Origin of the sequence: Nocardioides sp. dk884 (genome assembly GCF_009557055.1) — a bacterium.
Taxonomy (GTDB): Bacteria; Actinomycetota; Actinomycetes; order Propionibacteriales; family Nocardioidaceae; genus Nocardioides.
Genome location: NZ_CP045649.1, coordinates 2,084,937 through 2,110,051 on the forward strand (window position 1 = coordinate 2,084,937; position 25,115 = coordinate 2,110,051).

Consider the following 25,115-nt stretch of genomic DNA (forward strand, 5'->3'; position numbering starts at 1 on the left):
TCGGCTCACGATCCCGTGTGTCGAGCCGATGGCGGGGGTATGTAACCCTCTTGTGAGCAGACAAGGTGAGACCTCCCGACCCCCGAGCGCCGCGGACCGCTTGCGCCGCGTGGCCGCCAGTCCCGTCGACGACGTGGTGCCCCACCCGGTCCTCGACGTGGCCCCCAGCGCCAACGACCAGGGCCGTCCCGGCCTCGACCGCGTCGTCTTCGGCGTCACGGCCGTCCTCGCGCTCGCGTTCCTGGTCTGGGGGTTCGTCAGCACCGACTCGCTGGCGTCGGTCTCCGGCGACTCGCTCGGTTGGACGATGGACAACGCCGGTTGGCTGTTCGTGATCACCGCCAGCGGCTTCGTGGTCTTCGTCCTCTGGCTCGCGCTGAGCCGGTTCGGCGCGATCACCCTGGGCCGCGACGACGAGGAACCGGAGTTCCGCACCACCTCGTGGGTCGCGATGATGTTCAGCGCGGGCATGGGCATCGGCCTGATGTTCTGGGGGGTCAGCGAGCCCATCGCGCACCTCACCACGCCGCCGCCGGGCACCGAGGGCGGCACCGAGGCCGAGGCGATGAAGACCGCCATGTCCACCACCCTGTTCCACTGGACGCTGCACCCCTGGGCGATCTATGCCGTCGTCGGCCTCGCGATCGCGTACGGCGTGTACCGCAAGGGTCGCGTGCAGCTGATCTCCGCGGCGTTCGAGCCGCTCCTGGGGCGCCACGCCCGGGGCCCGGCCGGCAAGGTCATCGACATGCTCGCGATCTTCGCGACCCTGTTCGGCTCCGCGGCCTCGCTCGGTCTCGGTGCGCTGCAGATCGGCAGCGGCCTGGAGATCGTCGCCGGCCTCGACGAGGTCGGCAACGGCCTGCTGGTGATGGTCATCGCGGTGCTCACGGTCGGCTTCGTGGCCTCCGCGGTCTCCGGCGTGGCCCGCGGCATCCAGTGGCTCTCCAACATCAACATGGTGCTGGCACTGGTGCTGGCGCTCTTCGTGTTCCTGGTCGGTCCGACGATCTTCGTGCTCAACCTGCTGCCGACGGCGATCGGCGGCTACATTGCCGACCTGCCGACGATGGCGGCGCGCACCGGCGCGGAGGGTGGCGACACCAGCGACTGGCTGCAGGGCTGGACGGTCTTCTACTGGGCCTGGTGGCTGTCGTGGACGCCGTTCGTCGGCATGTTCATCGCCCGCATCTCGCGCGGGCGCACCATCCGTCAGTTCGTCTCCGGCGTGCTGCTGGTGCCGAGCCTGGTCAGCCTCGTCTGGTTCTGCATCTTCGGCGGCGCCGCGCTCGACCTGCAGTCCTCGGGCGCGGCCGACATCGCCGGCGAGCTGTCCACGGAGTCCCAGCTGTTCACGATGCTGGAGGCCTACCCCGCCGCGACGGCAACCAGCATCCTGGTGATGGTGCTCGTCGGCATCTTCTTCATCTCCGGCGCCGACGCCGCCTCGATCGTGATGGGCTCCCTCTCCGAGCGCGGGACGATCACCCCGCGGCGCGGCACCGTGGTGTTCTGGGGTGTGGCCACCGGCGCGGTCGCCGCGGTGATGCTCCTCGTCGGCGGCGCGGACGCCCTCAACGGCCTGCAGTCGATCACGATCGTCGCCGCCCTGCCGTTCGTGCTCGTGATGATCGGCCTCGCGGTGGCACTGGTCAAGGACCTGCGCTCCGACCCCGTCGTGCTGCGCCGCGCCTACGCCCGCGAGGCGGTCGAGCAGGCGGTGATCGCCGGTGTGACCGAGCACGGCGACGACTTCGTGCTCTCCATCGAGTCCACGGGCGACGGCGACGGCGACGGCGAGGTCGGCGGGGTCACCACGACGTCGACAGGGGCCGGCCCTCGCTGAAGCCCGCGGCCGACTGCACGCCCACGATCGCGCGGGCGTGCAGCTCGGCCAGGTTGCGGGCGCCGGCGTAGGTGCACGCCGAGCGCACGCCCGCGCAGATCTCGTCGATCAGGTCCTCGACCCCGGGGCGGGCGCGGTCGAGGTACATCCGCGAGGAGGAGATGCCCTCCTCGTAGAGCGCCTTGCGGGCCCGGTCGTAGGCCGACTCCCCCGCCGTACGGCTCGCGACGGCGCGGCTGGAGGCCATGCCGAACGACGTCTTGTAGGCACGACCGTCGGCGTCCAGCATCAGGTCGCCGGGTGACTCGTGGGTCCCGGCGAACCAGGACCCGACCATCACGCTCGCCGCGCCGGCGGCGAGCGCCAGCGCGACGTCGCGGGGATGGCGTACGCCGCCGTCCGCCCACACGTGGCGGCCGAGCTCGCGGGCCACGGCCGCGCACTCGAGCACCGCGGAGAACTGCGGCCGCCCGACGCCGGTCATCATCCGGGTGGTGCACATGGCGCCCGGTCCGACGCCGACCTTGACGATGTCCGCCCCCGCCTCGATCAGGCGCGCGGTCCCCGCGGCCGACACGACGTTGCCCGCCGCGACCGGCACCGGCGGCTCCAGGGAGCGTACGGCGGCGAGCGCGTCGAGCATCCGCTCCTGGTCCCCGTGGGCGGTGTCGACCACGAGGCAGTCGACGCCCGCGTCGAGCAGCCGCGCGGCCTTGTCCCCCACGTCGCCGTTGACGCCCACCGCGGCCGCGACCCGCAGCCCGCCGTCGAGGTCGGTGGCCGGGGTGTAGAGCGTGGCGCGCAGGGCGCCGGTGCGGGTCAGCACGCCCACCAGGCAGCCGTCGTCGTCCACCGCGACCGCGAGGGCGGCCCGGGTCCCGTCGAGCGCCTCGAACGCCGTGCGCGGGTCGCTGTCCTCGGCGATGGTGACCGCAGGCGGTGTCATCACCTCCCGCACCTGGGCGAACCGGTCGACATCGACGCAGTCGGCCTCGGCGACCACTCCCACGGCCCGGCCCTCGCTCACCACGACCGCGGCGCGGTGGGCGCGCTTGGGGATCAGCGACAGCGCCTCGGCCACGGTCTGGTCGGGTCGCAGCACGATCGGGGTGTCGAAGACCAGGTGGCGCCGCTTCACCCAGGCCACCACCTCGGCCACGACCGGGATCGGGATGTCCTGGGGCAGCACCACCAGCCCGCCCCGGCGGGCCACGGTCTCGGCCATCCGGCGCCCGGCGATCGCTGTCATGTTGGCGACGACGAGCGGCACCGTCGCGCCGGTGCCGTCGGCCACCGAGAGGTCCACGTCGTAGCGGCTGGTCACCGTGGAGTGCTCGGGGACCATGAAGACGTCGTTGTAGGTCAGCTCGTGCTGGGGGACCGCGTCAGTGAGGAAGCGCACGCTCCGTCACGATACTCGCGATGGCGGCGCCCGCCACCCGAACGCGCGTTACCTAGGGTGATGTCATGCCCCTGCTCGAGCCCGGCAGCCCCAGCGACGCCGCCCGCACCACCGCCGACGGCTTCACCGAGCGCTTCGGCCGCCCGCCGACGGTCCTCGGGCGGGCCCCGGGCAGGGTGAACCTGATCGGCGAGCACACCGACTACAACCGGGGCCTGGTGCTGCCGGTCGCGCTGCCGCACGCCACCTGGGTGGCCGTCGCGCCGCGCGAGGACCGCCGGCTGCGTCTCTCCAGCGCCCAGCAGGACGCCGCCTGGACCGGCACGCTCGACGAGCTCGAGCCCGCCGCCATCACCGGGTGGGCCGCCTATGCGGCCGGCGTGCTCTGGGCGTTGCGCGAGGCCGGCCTGGAGGTCCCGGGGTTGGACATGCACGTGCACAGCACGGTCCCGCTCGGCGCCGGCCTCTCCAGCTCCGCCGCCCTCGAGTGCGGGGTCGGCGCCTCGCTCGTCGGCCTGCTCGGCCGCTCGATGGCCGACAGCGTCGACGGCGTACCGCTGCGCGACCTGCTGGTGGCCGCCGGGATCCGCGCCGAGACCGACGTCGCCGGCGCCCCGACCGGCGGGATGGACCAGACCGTCGCGGTCCACGCGCACGCCGGCAGCGCCCTGCTCATCGACTTCGACTCCGACACGCGCCGCCACCTCGACCTGGACCTGGAGGGGCGGGTCCTGCTCGTCACCGACACCCGGGTGAGCCACGAGCTCACCGACGGCGGGTACGCCGCCAGGCGCGCGGACTGCGAGGCCGCGGCAGCCGCCCTGGGCATCGACTCGTTGCGCCGCGCCCGCCTCGAGGACGTCGATGGCCTGAGCGACGAGCGGGTACGACGCCGCGCGCGGCACGTGGTCACGGAGATCGAGCGGGTCCGACGGACCGTGGACGCCCTGGCCGAGCGGGACTGGGCGCAGGTCGCCCGGTGCTTCTTGGACTCCCACGTCTCGATGCGCGACGACTTCGAGATCAGCACCGAGGAGCTCGACACCGCTGTCAGCGTCGCGGTCGAGGCCGGGGCGCTGGCCGCCCGGATGACCGGCGGCGGCTTCGGCGGCTCCACCGTCGCGATCGTGCCCGAGGAGCGGCTCTCCGCGGTGGTGCGCGCGATCGATACGGCGTTCGCCCTGCGCTCCTACGCCGCGCCGACCCACCTGGTGGTCGACCCGGCCGCGGGCGCGTCGGTCGAGGCCTGGGACACCGCGAACTCCTGAGTCCTCACCGGGCGGGCGACCGCGGGGCGGACACCGCGGTGTGGGTCGGCATACTCGGGGTACGGAGAGGCTGCGGCCCCGCCGCGCCCTGACCCAGTCGGAACCCGGAAGGATCGCCCATGGCCCGCAAGAGCCCGATCAGCTTGATCAAGGACGCTGCCCTCGACACTCTGAAGGACCCACTCGCCGCGGGCCAGAAGGCGATCGGCCAGGCGAAGGCGACGGTCGGGCTCGGCCGCGCGGTCGCAGACCAGGTCGCCGCCGGGCTGCTCACCCGCGCCGGTGAGGCCCTGGAGACGGTCGCCACGCTCGCGGGCCGCACCGCCGACGACCTCGACGCGCCGCCGGTGACCCCGGACGAGGACCCGACCCGGTCCGCGCCGGTCGTGCCCACGCTCGCCGCGGACCCGCTGATGCAGGACAAGGACACGCGGGCCGTGAAGAAGGCCCCGGCCAAGAAGGCGCCGGCGAAGAAGGCACCGGCGGCGAAGGCGGTCGCCACGAAGGTGCCGCCCGCCGCTCAGGGCCCGGTCACCAAGGACCCGGGAGCCACCAAGGACCCCGGGGCACCGACCCCGGCCCCGAAGGCCGCCGCCACGAAGGCCCCGGCCGCCAAGGCACCGGCTCCGAAGCCCGCCGCCACGGCCCCGGCTCCGAAGCCCGCCACCAAGGCCCCGCCCGCCAAGACGGCGGCGAAGGCCTCCCCCGCGCCGCAGACCTCGATCGACGCGGGCGCGGACCCCTCGGCGGTCGAGGCCACGCCGAACGACCTGGCCGCGAAGACTGCCTCCCCCACGGCGAAGAAGGCCACCACGAAGGCGGCGTCGAGCACCAAGAAGGCGCCCACGAAGAAGACGGCCACCAAGAAGACCGCCGCCAAGAAGACCGCCGCCAAGAAGACCACCGGCACCAGCAAGAGCGCCGCGAAGAAGACCGCGGGCACGGCCCAGGCCGCGCAGCCGGCCCCGGCGCAGACGCCGGCGCCGCAGACCTCGATCGACGCCGCCGCGGACCCCGCCAAGGTGGCGGCCACCCCGGCGGACGTCGCGAAGACTACCGCCCATCCCCTGGCCGCCGAGACCGCAGCCAACAGCACGGCTGCCCCGGACACGACGGAGAGCCCGACCGCCAAGAAGGCGCCCGCGAAGAAGGCCTCCGTGCCCGGCGGGCGGCTGCCCGCGAAGAAGGCACCTGCCCAGGAGCCGACGGACACCGGGAGCACCACCGGCGTTGAGGACTCCGCCGCGGAGGCCGGGCCGACCGAGGCCTGAGCGCCCGGCCCGGGGCTACCTGAGCTCGGCGCTCGAGAGCCCCAGCACCCGGCGCGCGACGATGAGCTGCTGGATCTGCTGGGTGCCCTCGAAGATGTCGAGGATCTTGGAGTCCCGGGCCCACTTCTCCAGCAGCTCGGTCTCGCTGTAGCCCAGCGATCCGCACAGCTCCACGCAGCCCAGCGTGATGGCCGACCCCGCCCGGCCTGCCTTGGCCTTGGCCATCGAGGCCTCCAGGGAGTTGGGCTGGCGGTTGTCGGCCTTCCACGCCGCCTGGAGCATCAGCAGGTAGGCACCCTCCCAGTCCGCCTCCAGCGCCAGCAGCTGCGCAGCCGCGGCGGACTGCACCTGTCCGGGTCGGTCGTGGTCGACGGTGACGCCGGCCTGGGCGAGCAGGTCACGGGTGAGGTCGAGGGCGGCACGCGCGCAGCCGACGGCCATCGCCGCGACCAGCGGCCGGGTGTTGTCGAAGGTCGCCATCGCCCCGGCGAACCCGCCGGCGTCGATCTCGGGTGAGCCGAGCATGTTCTCGATCGGGACCCGGCAGTCCTCCAGCAGGATGGTGGCGGTGTCGGAGGCGCGGATCCCGAGCTTGTGCTCGAGGCGGTCCACCCGCATCCCCGGCGTACCGTGCGGGACGACGAAGGAGCGGATCGCCGCCCGGCCGCGCTCGCGGTCCAGCGTCGCCCAGACCACGACGTGGTCGGCGCGGCTGCCGGAGGTCACGAAGATCTTCTCGCCGTTGAGCACGTAGTGCTCGCCGTCGCGGGTGGCGGTGGTGCGGATGCTCGCGGAGTCCGAGCCGGTACCGGGCTCGGTGATCGCCATCGCCGCCCAGACGCCCGCGAAGCGCGCGAGCTGCTCCTCGTCGGCCACCGAGGCGATCGCCGAGTTGCCGAGGCCCTGGCGCGGCATCGCCAGCAGCAGGCCGACGTCGCCCCAGCACATCTCGGTGATCGACAGGACCGAGGCCAGGTGCGAGCCGTTGCGGACCCCGCTCGCGGAGGCGGCTGCACCGTCGTGGGCGCGTACGCCGGCGGCGCCGGCACCCTCACTGGCGCCCGACTCGGCGAGGCCGTCGATCATCGCGGCCAGCATGTCGAGCTCGTGGGGATAGGCGTGCTCGGCACGGTCGTAGCGCCGCGAGATCGGCCGCAGCATGTTCATCGCGACCTGGTGGGCCTGGCCCACCAACGGCCGGAACCTCTTCGGGGTCTCCAGGTTGATCGCCATCAGATCAGCACCGCACCTTCCATCACGCCGATCGCTCGCAGGTCGCGGTACCACCGCTCCACCGGGTGCTCCTTGACGAATCCGTGGCCACCGAGCAGCTGGACGCCGTCGAGGCCGATGCGCATGCCGTGCCGGGCACACAGCTGGCGGGCGAGGGCGACCTCTCGGGCACAGTCCTTCCCGGCGGCGGCCCGCGAGGCCGCCTTCCAGGTGACCAGGCGCATCGCCTGCAGCTCGATGGCCATGTCGGCCACCATGAACGCCACCGACTGGCGGTGCGCGATCGGCTCGCCGAACGCCTCGCGCTGCTTGACGTACGGCGTGACGTGGTCGAGCACGGCCTGGCCGACGCCGACCGCGAGGGCACACCAGGCGAGGCGGGAGAGCCGCACGCATTCGCGGTACGCCGCCCCGTCGGTGTCGCCCAGCACCGCGGTCTCCGGCACCGAGACGCCGGTGAGCTCGAGCCGGGTCAGCCCGGCGGCGCGGACACCCATCGAGGGGTCGGCCCCGACGACGAGCCCGGGCGTGCCGGCCTCGACCAGGACCAGCACCGGGCTGCCCTCGAGCAGGGCGCCCACCACGAACAGCTCGGCCTCGGCGCCGCGCGGCACCGCCGACTTCACGCCGTCCAGCACGATCCGCCCGTTGCGGCGCTCGGCGCGCGTGGTCGGCTCGAGCACGTCGAAGAGCACCCGGGGCTCGGTGAGTGCCAGCGCCGCCGCCGCGACGTCGTCCCCGGTGAACGCGGGGAGGTAGGTCTGCTGCTGCTCCTCGCTCCCCCACAGCCCGAGCGCGGTGGCGACCGCGCCGGGGGCGAGCGTGGCGACGGCGAGCCCGAGGTCCCCGTGGCCCAGCGCCTCGGCGACCAGGGCGCCGGCCATCGTCGAACGGTCCGCGAAGACGCCCCCGAGGGCGTCGGGAAGGCCCAGGAGCGGCAGGCCGAGCTCCTGGGCGGCGCGCAGCACCTCCACCGGCGCAGCGCAGGCGGCATCGGCCTCGGCGGCGGCGGGGCGCAGCACCTCGGCGGCCAGCTCGCGGGCGACGTCGAGCAGCAGCTGCTCGTCCTCGGTCGGGGTCAGGTCGAAGACCCCGCTCGCGGCGGTCGCCGGTGGGCGCAGGCCCGCGGTGCGGGGCGAGCCGACGCGCCGGAACGTGCGTCCCGCGGCGGTGGCGACGCGGAAGCCGCCCCGGGTGGCGGTGAAGACCGCGCGTTCGGTCGGGCGGCGCAGCCGGGTCCGGTCGAGCAGGTCGCTATGGGCGAGGCGGTGCAGCGCGGCGACGGCGTACCCGATCGGGTCGCGCGTCTCCTGGCTGGCCAGGCCGTGCCGACCGCCTGCCCGCAGGCTCTGGAGGAGGGACATGGGCACAACGTAACTGCTAGTTACACCCGGCGCTACACCTTCTCGCGAAACAGACGGCGCGAGACGGCGGCCCGGACAGGCTCAGGCCTGTCGGGCGGGGAGGATGCGTGCGCGGGCCTCGCCGAACCCGAGGCGGGTGCCGTCGGGGCCGGGGGCGGAGGCGGTGAGGACCACCTCGTCGCCGTCGAGGAGGAAGGTGCGCTCCTCGCCGGCCACCTGGACCGGCTCGGCGCCGCCCCAGGTGAGCTCGATGAACGCGCCGCGCTGGTCCTTCTCCGGCCCGGAGATGGTGCCCGACGCGAACAGGTCACCGGTACGGGTCGGGGCGCCGTTGACGGTCAGGTGCGCCAGCATCTGCGCGGGCGACCAGTACATCTCCTTGTACGGCGGGCGGGTGACCACCTCGCCGTTCCACTCCACCGCGAGGTCCACGTCGAGGCCCCAGGGCTGCTCCATCGCCAGGTACGGCAGCGGCGTCGGGTCCTGGGTCGGGGTGGCCACCTTGGCCTGCGCCAGTGCGAGCATCGGCACCACCCACGGCGAGATCGTCGAGGCGAACGACTTGCCCAGGTGGGGGCCGAGCGGGACGTACTCCCAGGCCTGGATGTCGCGCGCGGACCAGTCGTTGAACAGCACCACGCCGAAGAGGTGGCGCTCGGCGTCGGCGACGTCGATGGGCTCCCCCATCGCGTTGCCGGTGCCCACGACGAACCCGAGCTCGGCCTCGATGTCGAGACGAACCGACGGGCCGAAGACCGGCTCGGGGTCCTGGGGGCCCTTGCGCTGGCCGCAGGGGCGCACGATGTCGGTGCCGGAGACGACCACGGAGGCCGAGCGGCCGTGGTAGCCGACCGGGAGGTGCTTCCAGTTCGGCATCAGCGGGTCGGGGTTCTGCGGGCGGAAGAGCCGGCCCAGGTTGGAGGCGTGGTGCTCGGAGGCGTAGAAGTCGACGTAGTCGGCGACCTCGAACGGCAGGTGCAGCGTCACCTCGGAGAGCGGGTGCAGCGCCTCGGCGGCGACGTCGCCGCGCAGCCGCTCGGCGATCGCGGCGCGCACGGCGACCCAGCGCTCGTGACCGGCGGCCATGAACGGGTTGAGTGTCGGGGCGCTGAGCGCCTCGGCCTCGGGCAGGTCGGCGAGCAGGATCCCGAGGTCCACGACGGTGTCGGCCAGTCGGGTGGCGACCCGTCGTGGGCCGGAGTCGACGGAGTAGACGCCGTAGGGCAGGTTCTGCAGGCCGAACTCCGACCCCTCGGAGGCGGTGACGGTGGTCATCGGGTGGATCCTTCCGGGGTGGTGGTGTCGGTGGCGAGCGCGGGGTCGAGCAGGCCGAGGTCGGCGAGCTCGGCCACCGGCTCGGCGATGCTGCAGGTGCCGAAGGATCGGAACTGCGCGCGCAGCCTGGTCGCGGTGCTCTCGTCCAGGGCGTCGCGCAGGAACGCCGCGAGGACCGTGCCGTCGCGCTCGGCGAGCAGCCGCTCGACCTCTGCGACGTCTGCGCCGTCCAGCGCGGCGTCGACGGCCGCGATCAGGTTGACGAAGCCGTGCTGCTCGAAGCCGGTGGCCGGGTCGGTGTTGCGCACCGCGTGGTGCAGCCCGGCGGTCGCCTTGAACGGTACGCCGGCGCGCGCGGCCGCCACGACCGCCTCGGCCAGCTCGGTCTCGTCGGGGTAGAGGTCGGCGCGGACCCCTCCGGTGCGGAACTTGGCCAGGTACGGCGTACCGGCCAGGGCCGCGACCAGGTCGGGACGGCGCGCGTCGCGCGGGACCTCCACGAACACCGCGACGTCCGGGTGCGCGGCCAGGGCCTCGTCGAGCAGCGGCACGACCGCCTCGGCTGAGGTGTCGGCGTCGAGTGCGACCTCGACGCCCTCCACGCGGACCGCAGGGATCGCGTCGGCGGCGGCCAGCGCCGGGGCGAGCGCCTCCAGCATGGGCACCGTCAGCGCGACCCCGAAGGAGCCGGCGGGCTGGCCCTCGAGCAGGCCGCCGAGCTCCGGGAGGCGACCCGCGGCGACGATGAACGGCCCCACGAGCGCGGCGTGCGGCGCGCGCAGGTGCTCCAGGTGCGCGGGCACCGCGAGCTCCAGCGCGAGGTTGCCGGGCGGGAAGATCGCGGCGTCGTCGCACAGCCCGCGCAGCAGCGCGTCCGGAAGCTGACCGGCTGCCGTCATGCGGTGCCGCCGTCGTCGCCCAGGCGCCGCCCGCCGCTCCAGGAGTAGGCGTAGCGGCCGTCGTCGGTCGCCATGCCGGCCTCGCCGAGCTCCAGCGGGCGGAAGGTGTCGACCATGACCGCGAGCTCGTCGAAGAACTCCGCGCCGATCGAGCGCTCATAGGCGCCCGGCTGCGGGCCGTGGGCGTGGCCGCCCGGGTGCAGGCTGATCGAGCCCTGCCCGATGCCCGAGCCCTTGCGCGCCTCGTAGTCGCCGCCGCAGTAGAACATCACCTCGTCGGAGTCGACGTTGGAGTGGTAGTACGGCACCGGGATCGCCAGCGGGTGGTAGTCGACCTTGCGCGGCACGAAGTTGCAGATCACGAAGCTCTGCCCCTCGAAGACCTGGTGCGCCGGCGGCGGCTGGTGCACCCGGCCGGTGATCGGCTCGTAGTCGGAGATGTTGAAGGCGTAGGGGTAGAGGCAGCCGTCCCAGCCGACCACGTCGAAGGGGTGCTCGGGCAGCACGTGCACGCTGCCCACGATCCCGGCCGACGTGCGGTGCTTGACGTAGACCTCGACCTCGCTGCCCTCGACCACGCGCGGCCCGCTGGGACCGCGCAGGTCGCGCTCGCAGTACGGCGCGTGCTCGAGCAGCTGGCCGAACTTCGAGAGGAACCGCTTCGGCGGCCCGATGTGAGAGTTGGCCTCGATGGCGTAGATGCGCACCGGGCCCTCCGGCACCACGCGGTACGTCGTGGCGCGGGGCACGATCACGTAGTCGCCGGTGGCGGCGTCGATGTCGCCGAAGACGGTCTCGACCCGGGCGCGGCCGTCCTCGACGTAGAGGCACTCATCGCCGATCGCGTTGCGGTAGTACGGGCTGGGCTCGGTCGCCACGACGTACGCCAGGCGCACGTCGGCGTTGCCGAGCAGCAGCCGGCGGCCGGTGACGGCGTCCACGCCGCGCGTCGACTCCTCGGGGAACAGCGCGTGGGTGTCGAGGTGGATCGGGCGCAGCGGGTGGTTCGGCGTCAGGGACTGGTCGCCGAGCGCCCACACCCGCACGTCGACGACGGCCGAGGGGATGTTGAGGTGGTAGAGCAGCGAGGAGTCGGAGGAGAAGCCCTCCTCGCCCATCAGCTCCTCGTAGTACAGCCCGCCCTCGGGGGTGCGGTGCTGGGTGTGGCGCTTCGGGGGGACCGAGCCGGCGGAGCGGTAGTACGGCATGGTTGCCTGCCTTGTCTCGTGTCGCAGGGACGGGGGTTCGGGTGGGCGTTCGGTATCAGCGTGCCGCGCCGGCGGCCCGGACCGCATCACGCAGCGCCGCCGGACCGACCTGGTCGCTGAGGACCAGGGCCAGGCGGGTGGGCAGGTCGGGGCGCGCGTCGGCCTCGAGCTCGGTGAGGTTGGCCGAGAGCGCCGAGGCGGAGATGTGCAGCTGCTGAGCGGCACCGCTGATGGTGCCGGCGTCGGTCACGGCGACGAACGCCGCGAGCTGGTTGATCGTGACCGTCGGGACGCCTTCGGCCCTGGCCACGTCGCGACGGTACCTCGGTGCCGATCCCGCCCGACCGCGTGGCCCCCGCTAGCATTCGTGGTCATGTCCGCCCCCTCCTCCCCGCCCGAGCACGCGCCGTACGGTCCCCTCCCCGAGGGCGGCCGGGTCCGGCCGATGACCCGCTGGGGGACGCCGGTCATGCACCGCCCCCAGGCGCGCGTGGAGCGCTTCGACGAGGAGCTGCGCCAGCTCGTCGCCGACATGGTCGCCACGATGTACGCCGCCGACGGCGTCGGGCTCGCCGCCTGCCAGATCGGTGAGGACCTCGCGGTCTTCGTCTTCGACTGCCCCGACGCGAGCGGCGAGCGCACGGTCGGCGTGGTGTGCAACCCCGAGGTCGTGCTCCCCGAGGGCAAGGACCGCCACCTCGACGTCGACGACGAGGGCTGCCTGTCCTTCCCGGGGGCGTTCGTGGACTGCGCGCGCCCCGACTTCGCCACCGTGCACGGCGTCGGTCTCGACGGCTCGCCGGTGACGTTCTCCGGCGACGGGCTGCTGGCGCGCTGCCTGCAGCACGAGACCGACCACACCCTCGGCACGGTCTTCGGCGACCGGCTGCCGACCAAGGCCCGCAAGAAGCTGCAGAAGGCCCACGACAAGGCGGTCGCGGACTACCCCGAGGGCTGGCCGGCCTCCTGAGCGAGCCCGGGTCAGCGGGCGAGTGCCTCTCCCCCGCCGCGCGCGAGGTGCTCGGCGACGATGCGCCGGTGCTCGGCGGCGACCTCGTCGGGCACCTCGGGTAGCACGTCGTCCCAGAACGCGAGCATCGCGCCGCGACCCTGCATCATCCCGGCCGGACGGGCGAGCGCCCACAGGTGGAAGTGCTCCGAGCCGTCGCCCCAGCGTGAGAAGTGGCAGCGGGCGACCCCCGGGACCGCCTTGACCGCGGCGCTCACCCGCTGCATCAGCGGGCCGAGGCCGGCGAGCAGCTCCACCGGCGCGCTCTCCAGCAGCACGTGCTCCACCGGCGCGATGCCGCCGACGAAGGGCAGGCCGCTCGGGGTGAAGCCGGAGCGGACCTGCCAGGTGCCGTCGGTCCAGATCGTGTGCGCGCTGGGGCGGCAGTGCGCGCACTCCGCGCGGTCCGCCGTACCGCTCCGTGGTGCCTCGGGCACGAGCATCGGGGCGAGCGGGCGCAGTCGCACCTCCTCGAACGACGACAGCGGGTCGTCGACCAGCGGCTGAGCCGACAGCCGCTCCCCGATCGGCAGCGTGCGGTGGTACGCCGAGTCGGCGGGCTGCTGGGTTCCGAGGTGTGCGAGGTCGTCTGCCATCCCGCGAACCTATCGCCGAGGGTGGGGTGGGGGTCAGCGGCGCGCGGTGACGTAGCAGGCCACCGCGCTGGCGGCGGCGACGTTGAGGGAGTCGATGCCCTCGCGCATCGGGATGATCGCGCGGCGGTCGGCGCTCTCCTCCCAGCGGGCGGAGAGCCCGTGGCCCTCGGAGCCGAGCACCAGCGCGACCCGGTCCAGGCCCGCGACCGCATCCTCGATGGCGGTCGCGTCGGGGGTGAGGGTCAGCGCCACGGTGGTGAAGCCGCGGGCGCTGAGGTGCGGCAGGGCGTCGTACCACTGCGGGAGGCGGGTCCACGGCATCGTGAACACGGCGCCCATGCCGACCTTGATCGCGCGGCGATACAGCGGGTCGGCGCACCGCGGCGCCAGCAGCACGGCGTCGAAGCCGAGGGCGGCGCCGCTGCGGAAGATCGCGCCCACGTTGGTGTGGTCGACGATCTCCTCGAGCACCAGCACCGAGCGAGCGCCCTCGAGCACCTCATCCACGGACGGCAGCGGTCGGCGCTCCAGCGACGCCAGCGCGCCGCGGTGCACGTGGAAGCCGGTGACCTCCTCGGCGAGCGCCTCGGAGAGCACGTAGCAGGGCGCGTCGGTGCTGCCCAGCACGTCGGCGAGGCCCTCGAGCCACCGCGGCGCCATCAGGAACGAGCGCGGGGTGAAGCCGCCCTCGACCGCGCGGCGTACGACCTTCTCGCCCTCGGCGAGGAAGAGCCCGTTCTCGGTCTCCAGGCTCTTGCGCAGCTGGACGTCGCGCAGGTCGCGGTAGTCCGCGAGCCGCGGGTCGGCGGGGTCGGTGATCTCGATGATCGTGGCCATCAGACCCGCCCGAAGCGCTCGGGATGGGCGACCGCGACGACGTCGCCGACCACGATGATCGCCGGGGGCCGTACGTCGTGCGCCTGCAGCTCGCGGGCCAGCGTGCCGAGCGTCGCGAGCACGGTGCGCTCGCCGGGCATGGTGCCGTCGCAGATGACCGCGACGGGGGTGTCGGCGTCCCGGCCGCCGGTGACGAGCGCGTCGGCGATCGCCGGGGCGTTCTGCACCGCCATCATGAGCACGAGTGTCCCGGTGAGCCCGGCGACCGCCTTCCAGCTGGTCAAGGACTCCGGGTGCCCGGGCGGCAGGTGCCCGGAGATCACCGTGAACTCGTGCGCGACGCCGCGGTGGGTGACCGGGATGCCGGCGACGGCGGGAACGGCGACCGGGCTGGTGAGGCCCGGGATCACCGTGACCGGTACGCCGGCGGCGCGGCAGGCGAGGACCTCCTCGTAGCCACGGCCGAAGACGAAGTTGTCGCCGCCCTTGAACCGCACCACCCGCTTGCCGGCCAGCGCCCGCTCGACGATGACCCGGTTGATCTCCTCCTGCTGCGCCGAGCGGCCGCGGGGCAGCTTGGCCACGTCGACCAGCTCCACGTCGGCCGGCAGCTCGCCGAGCAGCTCGCGGGGCGCGAGCCGGTCGGCCACCACCACGTCGGCCTCCATCAGCGCCTTGCGGCCCGCGACCGACATCAGGTCCGGGTCGCCCGGCCCGCCGCCGACGAGCACGACGCCCGGGGTGCGGTCGCGCTGGTGGCGGGCCGCGATGGTGCCCTCGCGCAGCCCCTCGAGCACCTCGTCGCGTACGGCGGCGGAGCGCCGCGGGTCGCGGTTGCCCAGCACCGCGACGGTCACGCCGGCGTGCCGGCCGACGGCCGGCGTCCACGCCGTACCGCCGCGGGCGTCGTCGGCGCGGACGCAGAAGATCCGCTGCGCCTCGGCCGCGGCGCAGACCTGGGCGTTGACGGCCGGGTCGTCGGTGGTGGCCAGGGCGTACCAGGCGCCGTCGATGTCGGGGTCCTCGAAGCGGCGGTGGTGCCAGGTCACCTCGCCGGAGCCGACCAGCCCCTCGATCGCCGGGGTGATCGCCGGAGAGACGACGTGCACGTCGGCGCCGGCCGCGATCAGGGCGGGGATGCGTCGCTGGGCGACGTGCCCGCCGCCGACGACCAGGACCCGGCGACCGGTGAGGATGAGCCCCGAGGGGTACGGCGTGTAGTCGTCCACCCCGTCATTCTCGCGGTGTGCGCGCGATCACCGATGGATCGGGTTCAGGAAGCGGACTACGGTCGGGCACCCACGTGGTGGCCGCGAGAATGCCACGGCCCCCTACCTGCCCAGGAGCGAGATGAACCTCGACCGACCCGTCACCCCGAACCCCTACGACCTGCTGCCCCGCGTCGCCTCCTTCGAGGTCACCAGCGCCGACGTCACCGACGGCCAGCCCCTCAAGGACGACCAGGTGAAGACCGGCGGCGACCGCTCGCCCCAGCTGTCCTGGTCGGGCGCGCCGGCCGGCACCAAGAGCTTCACCGTCACCTGCTTCGACCCCGACGCCCCGACCCCGAGCGGTTTCTGGCACTGGGTGCTCGTCGACCTCCCCGCCGACGTCACCTCGCTGGACGCCGGCGCCGGCGCGGCGGGGGCGACGCTGCCGGGCAAGGCGTTCATGTGCCGCAACGACCTCGGCACCCCGGGCTTCAACGGCGCCGCGCCGCCGCAGGGTGACCAGGTGCACCGCTACTTCTTCGTCGTGCACGCGGTCACCGAGGAGTCGCTCGGCGTGGACGCCGACGCCTCTCCCGCCGTGGTGTCGTTCAACCTGGCGTTCAAGACCGCCGGCCGCGCGATCCTGCACGGGACCTACCAGCACTGAGACGGGCTCGGCCGGCCCCGGCGTGGGCGGTGCCTGCCGGCGGCGGCGAGTGGTCGCCGCTGGCAGGTGCTTATCTGCGCAATTGCTGGGCAACGCACCTGATTTCGGCCCGGGTCGGTGCTTTTCCCAGCAATTGCGCCAACAAACACCACCCCCGGACCCCGCAGCACCCTCAGCCCTCGCTGGCGCGGCGCAGCAGCTCCTCGAAGGGCGTGGGGGCGGCCAGCTCCGCCTCGACCGTACGACGAGGGGCGCGGACGGCATCGGCCGGCGCGACCTTCCCCGCAAGCAGCGCCAGCTCCCCTGCCGCGCGGCGCACCCGGGCGTCGAGGTCGGGGCCGGCGAAGTCGTCGGTGGCCGCGAACACCCCGGTGGGCACGACGACCGCGCGCAGGTAGGAGAACAGCGGGCGCAGGGCGTGCTCGAGCACCAGGGAGTGACGGGCGGTGCCCGCGGTGGCGGCGATGAGCACCGGCGTGCCGTCCAGCAGGCCGGGCTCGAGGACGTCGACGAACGTCTTGAACAGTCCGGAGTAGCTCGCCGAGAACACCGGCGTCACCGCGATCACGCCGTCGGCGTCGCGCACCGCCTCGACCGCCGCGGCCAGAGCCGGCCCGGGGAATCCGGTGAGCAGGCGGTCGGTGAGCTCGTGGGCGAGCTCGCGCAGCTCGACGTGGACGACCTCGACCTCCTCCAGCGCCTCGGCGGTCGCGGCCGCGAGCCGGTCGGCCAGCAGCCGGGTGGAGGAGGGCGTGGACAGCCCGGCCGAGACGACGACGATCCGGGTCACGAGCGCACCCCCTCGGCGTCCTCGGCCCGGTGCCCCGTGGCCGCGTCGGCGGGCGCGTAGACAGTGGAGTCGCTCGCGCCGCCTGCCTTCGCGACCAGCGTCGCGTGGGTCGGGGCGTCCGGGACGTGCGCGGGACGACCCTCGGCGAAGCCGCGGCGCATCTCCGGCAGGATCTCGCCGAGCAGGTCCAGCTGCTCCAGCACCGTCTTCAGGGGCAGCCCGGCGTGGTCGAGCAGGAACAGCTGACGCTGGTAGTGCCCGGCGTACTCCCGGAACGACAGGGTGCGCTCGAGCACCTGCTGCGGGGAGCCGACGGTCAGCGGCGTGGCCTCGGTGAAGTCCTCCAGCGACGGCCCGTGGCCATAGACCGGGGCGTTGTCGAAGTACGGACGGAACTCCGCGACCGCGTCCTGGCTGTTGCGCCGCATGAAGAACTGCCCGCCGAGGCCGACGATCGCGGTGTCCGCCGGGCCGTGGCCGTAGTGCTCCCAGCGGCGGCGGTACAGGTCGACCATCTGCTGGGTGTGCCCGGCCGGCCAGAAGATGTGGTTGTGGAAGAACCCGTCTCCGTAGTAGGCCGCCTGCTCGGCGATCTCCGGGCTGCGGATCGAGCCGTGCCACACGAACGGCGCGACCCCGCCCAACGGGCGCGGCGTGGAGGTGTAGCCCTGCAGCGGCGTGCGGAAGCGGCCCTCCCAGCTGACCACGTCCTCGCCCCACAGCCGCCGCAGCAGCGCGTAGTTCTCGATCGCGAGGTTGATCCCCTGGCGGATGTCCTTGCCGAACCACGGATACACCGGCCCGGTGTTGCCGCGCCCCATCATCAGGTCGACACGACCGTCGGTGAGGTGCTGGATCTTGGCGTAGTCCTCCGCGATCAGCACCGGGTCCGTGGTGGTGATCAGCGTGGTCGCCGTCGAGAGGATGATCCGCTCGGTCAGCGCGCCGATGTAGGCCAGCGTGGCGGTGGGGTTCGAGGCGATGAACGGCGGGTTGTGGTGCTCACCGGTGGCGAAGACGTCCAGGCCGATCTCCTCGGCCTTGCGGGCGATGGCGACGGTGGCCTTGATCCGCTCGTGCTCGGTCGGCGTCCGGCCGGTCGTGGGGTCCATCGTGACGTCGCCGACGGTGAAGATGCCGATCTGCATGCTGGCCTCGCTCGGTAGTTGAAAGTGCGATTACACCTCAGAACCACCGGCGGCGTACAGGTATTCCGGCGTCCGAGCCAGGGCGACCAGCCGATGCCGCCACGCCTCGACCACCCCGTCCAGGGTGGCGCGGGCGGCGGCGGTCGCCGGGATCCGGGCGCGCAGGGCGAGACCGGCGTCCGTGCGGGAGAGCCAGAGCTGGAGGTCGTCGGCCCGGGTCGTCGCCGACACGTGGTGGGCCACCCGCGCACGCGCCCGACCGTGCCCCGGCAGGCGCCGGTAGTCCAGCCAGGACACCATGAACACGTCGCCGCGGGCGCGCACCAGCGGGGCCGGCAGCGTCGCGAGCACCTGGTCCAGCGGTACGCCGGCGAGCTCCCGCGCGGCCCGCAGGTCTCGCGCGGTCTCACCCGGCGCGGCGTCGGCGCGCAGCACGAGCGGCACGGTCGCGGTGAACCAGCCGACGGCGCGCTGCTCCGCCGGCGTACGACGGGTGCTGACCGGCAGCAGCACCGGCAGGTCGGAGGGACCACCGCGGCCGGCGACGGCGCCCGCGAACGCGCCGAGCGTGGCCGCACAGGTCGAGGCCCCCGCCGCGCGCGCCGCCCGGTCCAGGGCATCGGCGGCCGCGCCGTCGAGCAGGGGCACGAGCACGCCCGCCTGGGGCGCCCGCTCGCCGGGCGCGATCCCGAGGTCGAGCGGGAACGTCGGCAGCCGGTGGTCCAGACCGTCGAGCACCGCGTGCCAGGCGGCGAGGCGCGGGTCCGTCGGCGCCACGGGCGCCGCCGCCGCGCACGCCGCCACGAAGCACCCGGCGACGGGCAGCACTGCCGCTGCGCCGCCCCGGCGCCGGGCCTCGTAGAGGGCGTGCAGGTCCTCGACGACCACCGCGACCGAGGTGGCATCGGTGTGCAGGTGGTCCAGGCCCAGGACGACGGTGGAGCGGTCCGGGCGGGAGACGGCCGCGGGCAGCAGCGCAGGGCCGTTCAGCGGGTCGCAGCCGGCGTCGAGTAGGTCACGCACCAGGGCCTGGGTCTCGGCGGTCGTCGTGGTGCTCGCGACCACCCGGCGGCGCCAGTCCAGCGTCGCGGGGTCGTGACGGCGGGCGCTCGCGACCCCGTCGCTCACCGACGCGGTGCACTGCAGCGTGCCGTGGCGCGCCACGAGGTCGCGGAAGGCTGCCTCGAGCGCCCCCGGATCGATCGGTCCGTCCACGTCGAACGCGGCGGTGATCCACACCGCGGGCTCCCCTGCTGCCGCCGCCTCGAGGTGGTTGCGCTGGTCGGGTGAGAGGTCGACCGGCGTGCCCGCGCCGAGCGGTGCCGCGACCCGCCAGGCGAGCACGGTGCCGGGTCGCAGCTCCCACGCGTCAGCGGTCGTGACCCGCATGTGCCTCCTCCAGGACCGGGTGGCCGACCCGCTCGCCCCGCGCCGCCGCGCGCAGCACCGCCCGCAGCAGCCCGTGGTAGGTCGTCACGGCCGCCTGGGCGCGGGGGGTGTCGGGGGTCTGGGCGACGACGTAGAGCCGCTCGTGGTCCCGGTTGACCCACATCGAGGCGTTGGCGGTGCGCCCGAGCCCGGTGAAGTGGACGCCGTTGTCGTGCGCCGGCGTGCCCGCGTCGGGGAACCAGCGCAGGTCGATGTAGGAGACCAGCTGCGGGCTGCCGAGCTGGTCGGGGGCCAGGGTCCCCGAGCGCACCAGGGTCTCCAGCACCAGCGGCACCGGTACGGCGCCGAGCCGCTTGGCGCGCTCGAACGCCGCCTGCGCGGTCGCGGCCAGGGCGGCGAAGCCCGGGTGGGCGCCGGTGCTGACCTCCACCGGCGCGAACGTGCAGAACCATCCCTGGGACGAGGTCCACGGACCACGCCGGGTGCTCAGCACGGTCACCGCCAGGTGGTCCTCGCGACCGGTCAGGAGCCGGCCGGTCTCCGCGAGCGCCGCGAACACGGCCCCGGTCATCCGGGCGCCTGCCTCCCGGCACACCCGGTCGAGCGCCGCGACCTCCTCGGCATCGAGCAGGTCGGTGCTGCGGATGCGCACCGGGGCGGTCTCGCCCGGCTCCAGGCCGAGGTCCAGCGGGAACTCGGGCAGCCGGCCGCCGTGGCGCGCGACGGACTCCACCCACTCCACCACCTCGGGCGATCGCGAGTCGAGTCCCTTCGCCGCCGCCCGCTCGGCGCGGACATGCTCGACGAAGCCCGCGGGCCGCTCCCCGGGCGTCGGGTCGGCGCGGTCGACGGCGCCGCGCTCCTCGTCGTACAGCCGGCCGAGCTCGCCGGCGAGCAGCACCTGGGAGACGCCGTCGGTGAACGCGTGGTCGCAGCCCCAGGCGAGCCCGAAGGAGCCTGGACCCTCGACCGTGACGAGGGACCAGCCGGGCCAGGCGTCCGGGCGGCAGCGCTCGGTGAACAGGTCGGTGAGCATCGTGTGGAGGGCGGCATGCCAGTCCTCCCCCGCCGGAGCGCGGCCGGTGCGCTCGGCGACCTCGACGTCCAGCTCGACGTCGCCGGGCTCGAGCAGGTGGCGCACCGGCTCGGTGCCGCTGAGGTCGAACCAGGTCCGCAGCCCCTCGTGGCGCGCCACGAACCGCTCCAGCGCCCGCCCGAGCGCGTCGCGGTCGAGGGCGCCGTCGAGCACTGTCGCGACGCCGGTCCACGCCCGGTGCTGACCGCCGCGCGCGGCCAGGCCGGCGTACGCCGCGAGGTGGTCGACCTGCAGGTACGACGGCGGCCCGGGGCTCACGGGTGCCGCAGCCGCGGCGGCCGTGCTGGCCGGGGTCGGGCCCCACACCAGGACCCGGCCCGGCTCGGGGCGCCATTCCTCGACGCCGGCGAGGATCATGCGCTGACCTCCTGTGCGTCCTCGGCGAGCAGCTCGCGCAGCACTCCGCGCATGTCGGCGTGCAGGGTGCGCAGCGTGGCGTCGGCCTCCTCGGTGCGGGGGTAGCGCGCGGAGACGCTCAGCCCGTGGTGGCTGCGCACCAGCCACAGGTAGACCTCGTCGTCGGCGTACGCCGGGCTGCGCAGCGTCCGGGCGCGCAGTCGGTCCCAGTCCGCGGCGCCGGGGATGTGCCGGGTGTCGACGTAGGAGACCACGATGTGGGGGTGGTCGTGGAGCTCCAGGACCTCGGCGATGCGGGGCAGCGGTATGCCGACCAGGTGCTTGCTGGCCGCGACGCCGGCATGGATGCGCGCGAGCACCTCGGCGGTGTCCTCGGCGCCGGCCAGGTCGACCTGCACCGGGGCGCACCCGACGTACCAGCCGACGGCCGGGAGGTGGGCGGGGTCGTGGCGGGTGTGCATGGGCATGACGAAGCGGAACGCCTCGGTGCCGCGCGCGGCGCGCAGCGCGAGCAGCAGCATCGCCAGCGCCCCGGACTGCGCCGAGGTGCCGGCCTCGCGGCACCGCGCGCCGAGGCGGTCCAGCTCGGCGGGACCGGCGACCCAGGTCGAGGTGCTGTGCTGGGGCCGGGAGCCGTCGGTGACCGGCCCCATCCGCACGGCCGGGTCCGGGTGGTCGGGAAAGCGCAGGCCGGCACCGGGGGCGCCGTCATGGGCCAGGAAGTCGTGCCAAGCCATCACGGCTGGGTGCTGGGCGTCGACGCTCGCACCGAACGCGCGGTCCGCGGCGGCGTGGTCGACGTGGCTGGCGATGGCGGGGTCGACCAGCGAGGCCGGCTCGGCGCCCGCGCGGACCTGGTCGTAGAGGGTCGTGAACTCCGCGAACCACACGAGCTGGGAGTAGGCGTCCATCACGCTGTGGTCGGCGCCGAAGGCGACGTCGAAGCCCGGAGCGCCCTCGCGGTGCACGGTCGCGAGGCGCACGTGGGGCCAGCTGCCGCGGGTCAGCGCGGCGAAGGAGTCGGAGATCCGAGCCGCCGCGTCCTGCGGACTGACCTCGCCGGCCTCGACCGGGCGCACCTCCAGCCCGTCGCCGCCGGTCGTCGCACGCCGCCACCCGCCGCCGGGAGCCGGCGCGATGGTGGTGCGCAGCCCCTCGTGGCGCAGCATCCAGGCGGTGGCCGCTGCGGCCACGTGCCCCGGGTCGTACGCCGCGGGCACGTGCATCACCGACCCGATCCACGAGCCGTCCTCGCCGCCGGCGAGATGGTGCTCGTGGTCCCACGACAGCGCCCGGTCGTCCGGGCGCCAGGCATGGTCGGGAACCACCGGCTCCCAGGTCGTCAGCCGTCCCCCCGACAGGGGGTATTGGTCCAGCTCCGTGTACTCCACCTCGACAACGATGGCGCACCCCACGGCCCGTGACGAGGGTGACATGAATCACATTGCAACTCAGAGTTTGGTAACCGGTGGCACTTCCGGTTGTCACATGCGTCCGGTTTCATGGGGCGCTCGTGCCGACCGCACCCTCCCCACCGGCCTCCCCCAACGGACCGGCCCCGGCACGAGGAAAGGCCACATGCTCTCGTCCGGCGCGCTTCCGGCCCCGCTCCGCTCGTCCTTCGGTGACGACCTGTTCCTGCGCCGTCATCGCGGTGTCGGCAGCCCGATCGCCAACCAGCTCACCTGGCGCTTCCCCGTGCCGCCGCCCCGCGCGGGTGTCGAGGCGCTCGCCGACCGGCTCAGCGAGGGTGCCCTGGCCCGCCGGGCCGACCCCCCGCTGGTCCCCGCCGCGCGGGGCCGCTGGTCGAGGGCCGAGCACCGCCCGCGGGTCGAGCACGACGCGATGATCGCCGAGGCCGAGGCGCTGGCCTGGCTGCGCCGACGCGCCGCGGTCTCGCTGGACCCGACGACGGGTCGCGGCTGGGAGCTGGCCCAGGTCGACCTCGCCGAGGGAGGGGCGCTGCTCTCCCTGGTCGTCTCCCACGCGGTGGCCGACGGCGGCGCGATGGTGGACGCGGTGGCGCGTGCCGGCGCCGGCGCGCCCCCGCTCGTCGCCCCGCCCCGCCCCCGCGGCCTGCGAGCCCTCGCCCTCGACGCCCGCGACGCCGCCGGTCAGGTCACCGAGGTCGGCGCGTGGCTCGCGCGCCAGGCGCGGACGGTCAGCCACCGACGGCCCGCCCCACCCGCGCCACCATCCCCGCCGCCATCCCCGCAGGCGGCCGCACCCGAGCCGCCGCTCGACCCCGCCTGGACCACCCCGCTGGTGGTGCTCGAGCTGTCCGCGAACGACGTCGACCGGGTGGCGGCTGCCCACGGCGGCAGCGTCAACGCCTGGTTCGCCACGCTGGTCGCAGGCGTGGTGGGCCGGGCGCTCGGTCAGCCCGACGCGCCGGTCCCGGTCGCGCTGCCGGTGAGCACCCGGGCCGCGGACGACCCGCGGGCCAACGCCACCCGCATCGCCCGGGTGGAGGTGCTTCCCACGGAGGTGGAGCAGCGCGACCTCGCCGCCGTGCGGGACCGGTGCCGCACCGCCTACGCCGCCCTCGACGCCGACGCCGACGCGGGCGTCGAGCCGCTGCCGCTCGCGCTGGTGCAGATGCTCCCCGACGCCGTCGTACGCCGCCTGCCCGCGCCCCCGGGCGCCCGCGCGCTCGCCTCCCGCGTCGGCGTGCTGCCGGCGGCGTTCGTGTCGGCGGCGGGGGCGCCCGCGACGTCGGTGGCCGCGATCGCCCACCACGTGGGGGCGCCGCCCGAGGAGGTCCGCGCGATCGGCGGCGGGATCGCGGCCTGGTCGTGCACCGTGGGCGACCGGATCACCGTCAGCCTGGCCGGCATGGCGCCGCACCTGCTCGCCGACGACGACGCGCTGGCGGTCCCGCTCGAGGCCGAGCTCGCCCGCTGGGGCCTCACCGGATCACGCTGGGGCGCGCCGTGAGCCTCGACCGGACCTCAGTCGGCCCGCTCGAGCAGGTCGGCGGCCCCGGCGACCGCGGTCCCGGGGTCGACGAGGCGTGCGGCGAGGTGCCGTGCCCGCGCGGCGCAGCCCGAGTCGAGGACCTGCGCCAGCGCCGCGGCCAGCGTGGTGGCGTCCAGGTCGCGGAACCGCACGCCCACCCCGACGCCGAGGTCGCGCAGCAGCCGGGCCCAGATCGGCTGGTCGGCGCTGAACCAGCCGACGACGGCGGGCAGCCCGGCCCGGAGCGCGGCGGCGGTGGTGCCGGCGCCGCCGTGGTGCACCGCCGCCCGACAGCGCGGCAGCAGGGTGGCGTGGTCGGCGGGGCCGACGATGCGCACGTGCGGGTGGGCGGCGTCGAGGCCGGGCGGGAAGTCGTTCCAGCCGGTGCTCAGCACCACCCGCACGCCCAGCGCCGCGGAGGCCCGCCCGACCGTGGCGACCAGCCGCCGCGGGTCGCCGACCGCCATGCTGCCGAAGCCGACGTACACCGGCGGGGGTCCAGCGGCGAGCCAGTCCTCGAGCGCGGGATCCTCTGCGACGTCGGTGTCGGCGAGCCGACGCCGCTCCTCGGCGCCGAGGTCCAAGAAGCCGACCACCGGTCGACGCGCCGGCCAGGCGTCCGCGAGCCCGGGCACCAGCGCCGGGTCGTAGGCCTGCACCTCCAGCGCGCCGCGGTCGCGCAACCGCTCGGGCAGCCCCACCCGCGCCTCGGCGAGCCCGAGCCGCGCCCGCTGCTCGTTCTCGGCGCGTCGGGTCAGGTGCCAGCGCGCGGCCTCGCCCGCCCGCCACGCGCCGGCCTGCACCGGCCGGGCCAGGCGGTCCGGCCAGACCGCCGGGAGGTCGACGATCGGGACCACGGGGTTGGCCCGCACCGGACAGAAGTGCAGCGCCGCGAACCGCACGTCGTGCGCCTCGGCGACCGCCGAGCCCACCTCCTGGCCCAGCAGCCCGGTCACCACCACGTCGGCGCGCGCGGCGAGCGGCACCAGGCCGACCCTCAGGTCGTCCCACCCGACGCTGGCCACCGCCCGCAGGGCGCGCAGCCGGCGGGCCGGCACCCGCGAGCGCATGTCCTCGCGCACCAGCCCGGAGCCGAGCAGGTCGCGGGAGTCACCGCCCACGGGCACCGCCGTGATGCCCAGCCGGGCCACGAACTCCACCAGGTTGGGCGCGACGGCGACCTCCACCTCATGGCCGCGCCCGCGCAGCTCCAGCGCGACCGCGAGCGCAGGCTGCACGTCGCCCCGACTGCCCAACAGGGCGAACGCGAACCGCACGCCCCTACCGTAGG

At 74.7% G+C, this 25,115-nt stretch carries 22 protein-coding genes; 6 read left to right on the forward strand and 16 right to left on the reverse strand.

Features of this window, described 5'->3' with window-relative positions; all coding sequences use genetic code 11:
* Positions 1-109: 109 nt before the first annotated feature.
* Positions 110-1,846: a BCCT family transporter gene (locus GFH29_RS10110; protein WP_228387868.1), complete on the forward strand. Its 1,737-nt coding sequence runs from the start codon at positions 110-112 to the stop codon at positions 1,844-1,846.
* Here the strand turns inward: GFH29_RS10110 and GFH29_RS10115 are convergent.
* Positions 1,812-3,248 carry a GuaB1 family IMP dehydrogenase-related protein gene (locus GFH29_RS10115; protein WP_153323301.1) on the reverse strand — a complete coding sequence of 479 codons (1,437 nt, stop codon included), beginning with the start codon at positions 3,246-3,248 and terminating at the stop codon, positions 1,812-1,814. The genes GFH29_RS10110 and GFH29_RS10115 overlap by 35 nt on opposite strands.
* 65 nt (positions 3,249-3,313) lie before the next feature.
* Here GFH29_RS10115 and galK point away from each other — a divergent pair, with 65 nt between their 5' ends.
* Positions 3,314-4,516 carry a galactokinase gene (galK, locus tag GFH29_RS10120; RefSeq protein ID WP_153323302.1) on the forward strand — a complete coding sequence of 401 codons (1,203 nt, stop codon included), beginning with the start codon at positions 3,314-3,316 and terminating at the stop codon, positions 4,514-4,516.
* 119 nt (positions 4,517-4,635) lie between these two features.
* Entirely contained in the window at positions 4,636-5,787 is a 1,152-nt protein-coding gene (locus GFH29_RS10125) for a hypothetical protein (RefSeq protein WP_153323304.1), read from the forward strand.
* 15 nt (positions 5,788-5,802) lie between these two features.
* Here the strand turns inward: GFH29_RS10125 and GFH29_RS10130 are convergent, their stop codons facing one another.
* The 6 genes from GFH29_RS10130 to GFH29_RS10155 form a co-directional block, all read right to left on the reverse strand.
* On the reverse strand, positions 5,803-7,020 hold the full coding sequence (locus GFH29_RS10130; protein WP_153323306.1) for an acyl-CoA dehydrogenase family protein: 1,218 nt from the start codon (positions 7,018-7,020) through the stop codon (positions 5,803-5,805).
* Positions 7,020-8,384 carry an acyl-CoA dehydrogenase family protein gene (locus tag GFH29_RS10135; RefSeq protein WP_153323308.1) on the reverse strand — a complete coding sequence of 455 codons (1,365 nt, stop codon included), beginning with the start codon at positions 8,382-8,384 and terminating at the stop codon, positions 7,020-7,022. Before GFH29_RS10135 ends, GFH29_RS10130 begins: the two co-directional genes overlap by 1 nt.
* Before the next feature lie 81 nt (positions 8,385-8,465).
* Positions 8,466-9,659, reverse strand: coding sequence for a fumarylacetoacetase (gene fahA / locus GFH29_RS10140; RefSeq protein ID WP_153323310.1), 1,194 nt, complete (start codon positions 9,657-9,659; stop codon positions 8,466-8,468).
* On the reverse strand, positions 9,656-10,558 hold the full coding sequence (locus tag GFH29_RS10145; protein WP_153323312.1) for a hypothetical protein: 903 nt from the start codon (positions 10,556-10,558) through the stop codon (positions 9,656-9,658). The genes fahA and GFH29_RS10145 overlap by 4 nt, the downstream gene beginning before the upstream one ends.
* The gene (locus GFH29_RS10150) at positions 10,555-11,766 is read right to left on the reverse strand and encodes a homogentisate 1,2-dioxygenase (RefSeq protein ID WP_153323314.1); all 1,212 of its coding nucleotides are present in this window, start codon (positions 11,764-11,766) and stop codon (positions 10,555-10,557) included. Before GFH29_RS10150 ends, GFH29_RS10145 begins: the two co-directional genes overlap by 4 nt.
* Positions 11,767-11,821: 55 nt before the next feature.
* Positions 11,822-12,076: a helix-turn-helix domain-containing protein gene (locus GFH29_RS10155; protein WP_153323315.1), complete on the reverse strand. Its 255-nt coding sequence runs from the start codon at positions 12,074-12,076 to the stop codon at positions 11,822-11,824.
* A 63-nt stretch (positions 12,077-12,139) separates the two neighbouring features.
* Between GFH29_RS10155 and def the strand changes: the two genes are divergently transcribed.
* A complete protein-coding gene (def, locus tag GFH29_RS10160) occupies positions 12,140-12,736 on the forward strand; it encodes a peptide deformylase (protein ID WP_153323317.1) in 597 nt (198 codons plus the stop codon).
* An 11-nt stretch (positions 12,737-12,747) separates the two neighbouring features.
* On the opposite strand, the gene GFH29_RS10165 is transcribed toward def, so the two are convergent.
* The 3 genes from GFH29_RS10165 to cobA are packed head-to-tail and all read right to left on the reverse strand — an operon-like array spanning position 12,748 to position 15,437.
* Complete coding sequence (locus GFH29_RS10165) at positions 12,748-13,371, reverse strand: hypothetical protein (RefSeq protein ID WP_153323319.1); 624 nt, start codon at positions 13,369-13,371, stop codon at positions 12,748-12,750.
* Between the two features lie 33 nt (positions 13,372-13,404).
* Positions 13,405-14,208 carry a TrmH family RNA methyltransferase gene (locus tag GFH29_RS10170; protein WP_153323321.1) on the reverse strand — a complete coding sequence of 268 codons (804 nt, stop codon included), beginning with the start codon at positions 14,206-14,208 and terminating at the stop codon, positions 13,405-13,407.
* A complete protein-coding gene (cobA, locus tag GFH29_RS10175) occupies positions 14,208-15,437 on the reverse strand; it encodes a uroporphyrinogen-III C-methyltransferase (protein WP_153323323.1) in 1,230 nt (409 codons plus the stop codon). Before cobA ends, GFH29_RS10170 begins: the two co-directional genes overlap by 1 nt.
* Before the next feature lie 121 nt (positions 15,438-15,558).
* On the opposite strand from cobA, the gene GFH29_RS10180 reads away from it, so the two are divergent.
* On the forward strand, positions 15,559-16,086 hold the full coding sequence (locus GFH29_RS10180; RefSeq protein WP_153323325.1) for a YbhB/YbcL family Raf kinase inhibitor-like protein: 528 nt from the start codon (positions 15,559-15,561) through the stop codon (positions 16,084-16,086).
* Between the two features lie 172 nt (positions 16,087-16,258).
* Here GFH29_RS10180 and GFH29_RS10185 read toward each other — a convergent pair whose 3' ends face one another.
* From GFH29_RS10185 to GFH29_RS10205, 5 genes are read right to left on the reverse strand one after another with little or no spacing between them, the layout of a single operon-like run.
* Positions 16,259-16,876, reverse strand: coding sequence for a CE1759 family FMN reductase (locus GFH29_RS10185; RefSeq protein ID WP_153323327.1), 618 nt, complete (start codon positions 16,874-16,876; stop codon positions 16,259-16,261).
* Entirely contained in the window at positions 16,873-18,024 is a 1,152-nt protein-coding gene (locus tag GFH29_RS10190; protein WP_153323328.1) for an LLM class flavin-dependent oxidoreductase, read from the reverse strand. The genes GFH29_RS10185 and GFH29_RS10190 overlap by 4 nt, the downstream gene beginning before the upstream one ends.
* 30 nt (positions 18,025-18,054) lie before the next feature.
* On the reverse strand, positions 18,055-19,413 hold the full coding sequence (locus tag GFH29_RS10195; RefSeq protein WP_153323330.1) for a condensation domain-containing protein: 1,359 nt from the start codon (positions 19,411-19,413) through the stop codon (positions 18,055-18,057).
* The gene (locus GFH29_RS10200) at positions 19,394-20,866 is read right to left on the reverse strand and encodes a condensation domain-containing protein (protein WP_153323332.1); all 1,473 of its coding nucleotides are present in this window, start codon (positions 20,864-20,866) and stop codon (positions 19,394-19,396) included. Before GFH29_RS10200 ends, GFH29_RS10195 begins: the two co-directional genes overlap by 20 nt.
* On the reverse strand, positions 20,863-22,257 hold the full coding sequence (locus GFH29_RS10205) for a condensation domain-containing protein (RefSeq protein ID WP_194288931.1): 1,395 nt from the start codon (positions 22,255-22,257) through the stop codon (positions 20,863-20,865). The genes GFH29_RS10200 and GFH29_RS10205 overlap by 4 nt, the downstream gene beginning before the upstream one ends.
* Positions 22,258-22,444: 187 nt before the next feature.
* Between GFH29_RS10205 and GFH29_RS10210 the strand changes: the two genes are divergently transcribed.
* Complete coding sequence (locus GFH29_RS10210; RefSeq protein ID WP_153323336.1) at positions 22,445-23,803, forward strand: hypothetical protein; 1,359 nt, start codon at positions 22,445-22,447, stop codon at positions 23,801-23,803.
* Positions 23,804-23,817: 14 nt separating this feature from the next.
* On the opposite strand, the gene GFH29_RS10215 is transcribed toward GFH29_RS10210, so the two are convergent.
* Entirely contained in the window at positions 23,818-25,101 is a 1,284-nt protein-coding gene (locus tag GFH29_RS10215; protein ID WP_153323337.1) for a glycosyltransferase, read from the reverse strand.
* Positions 25,102-25,115 lie beyond the last annotated feature (14 nt).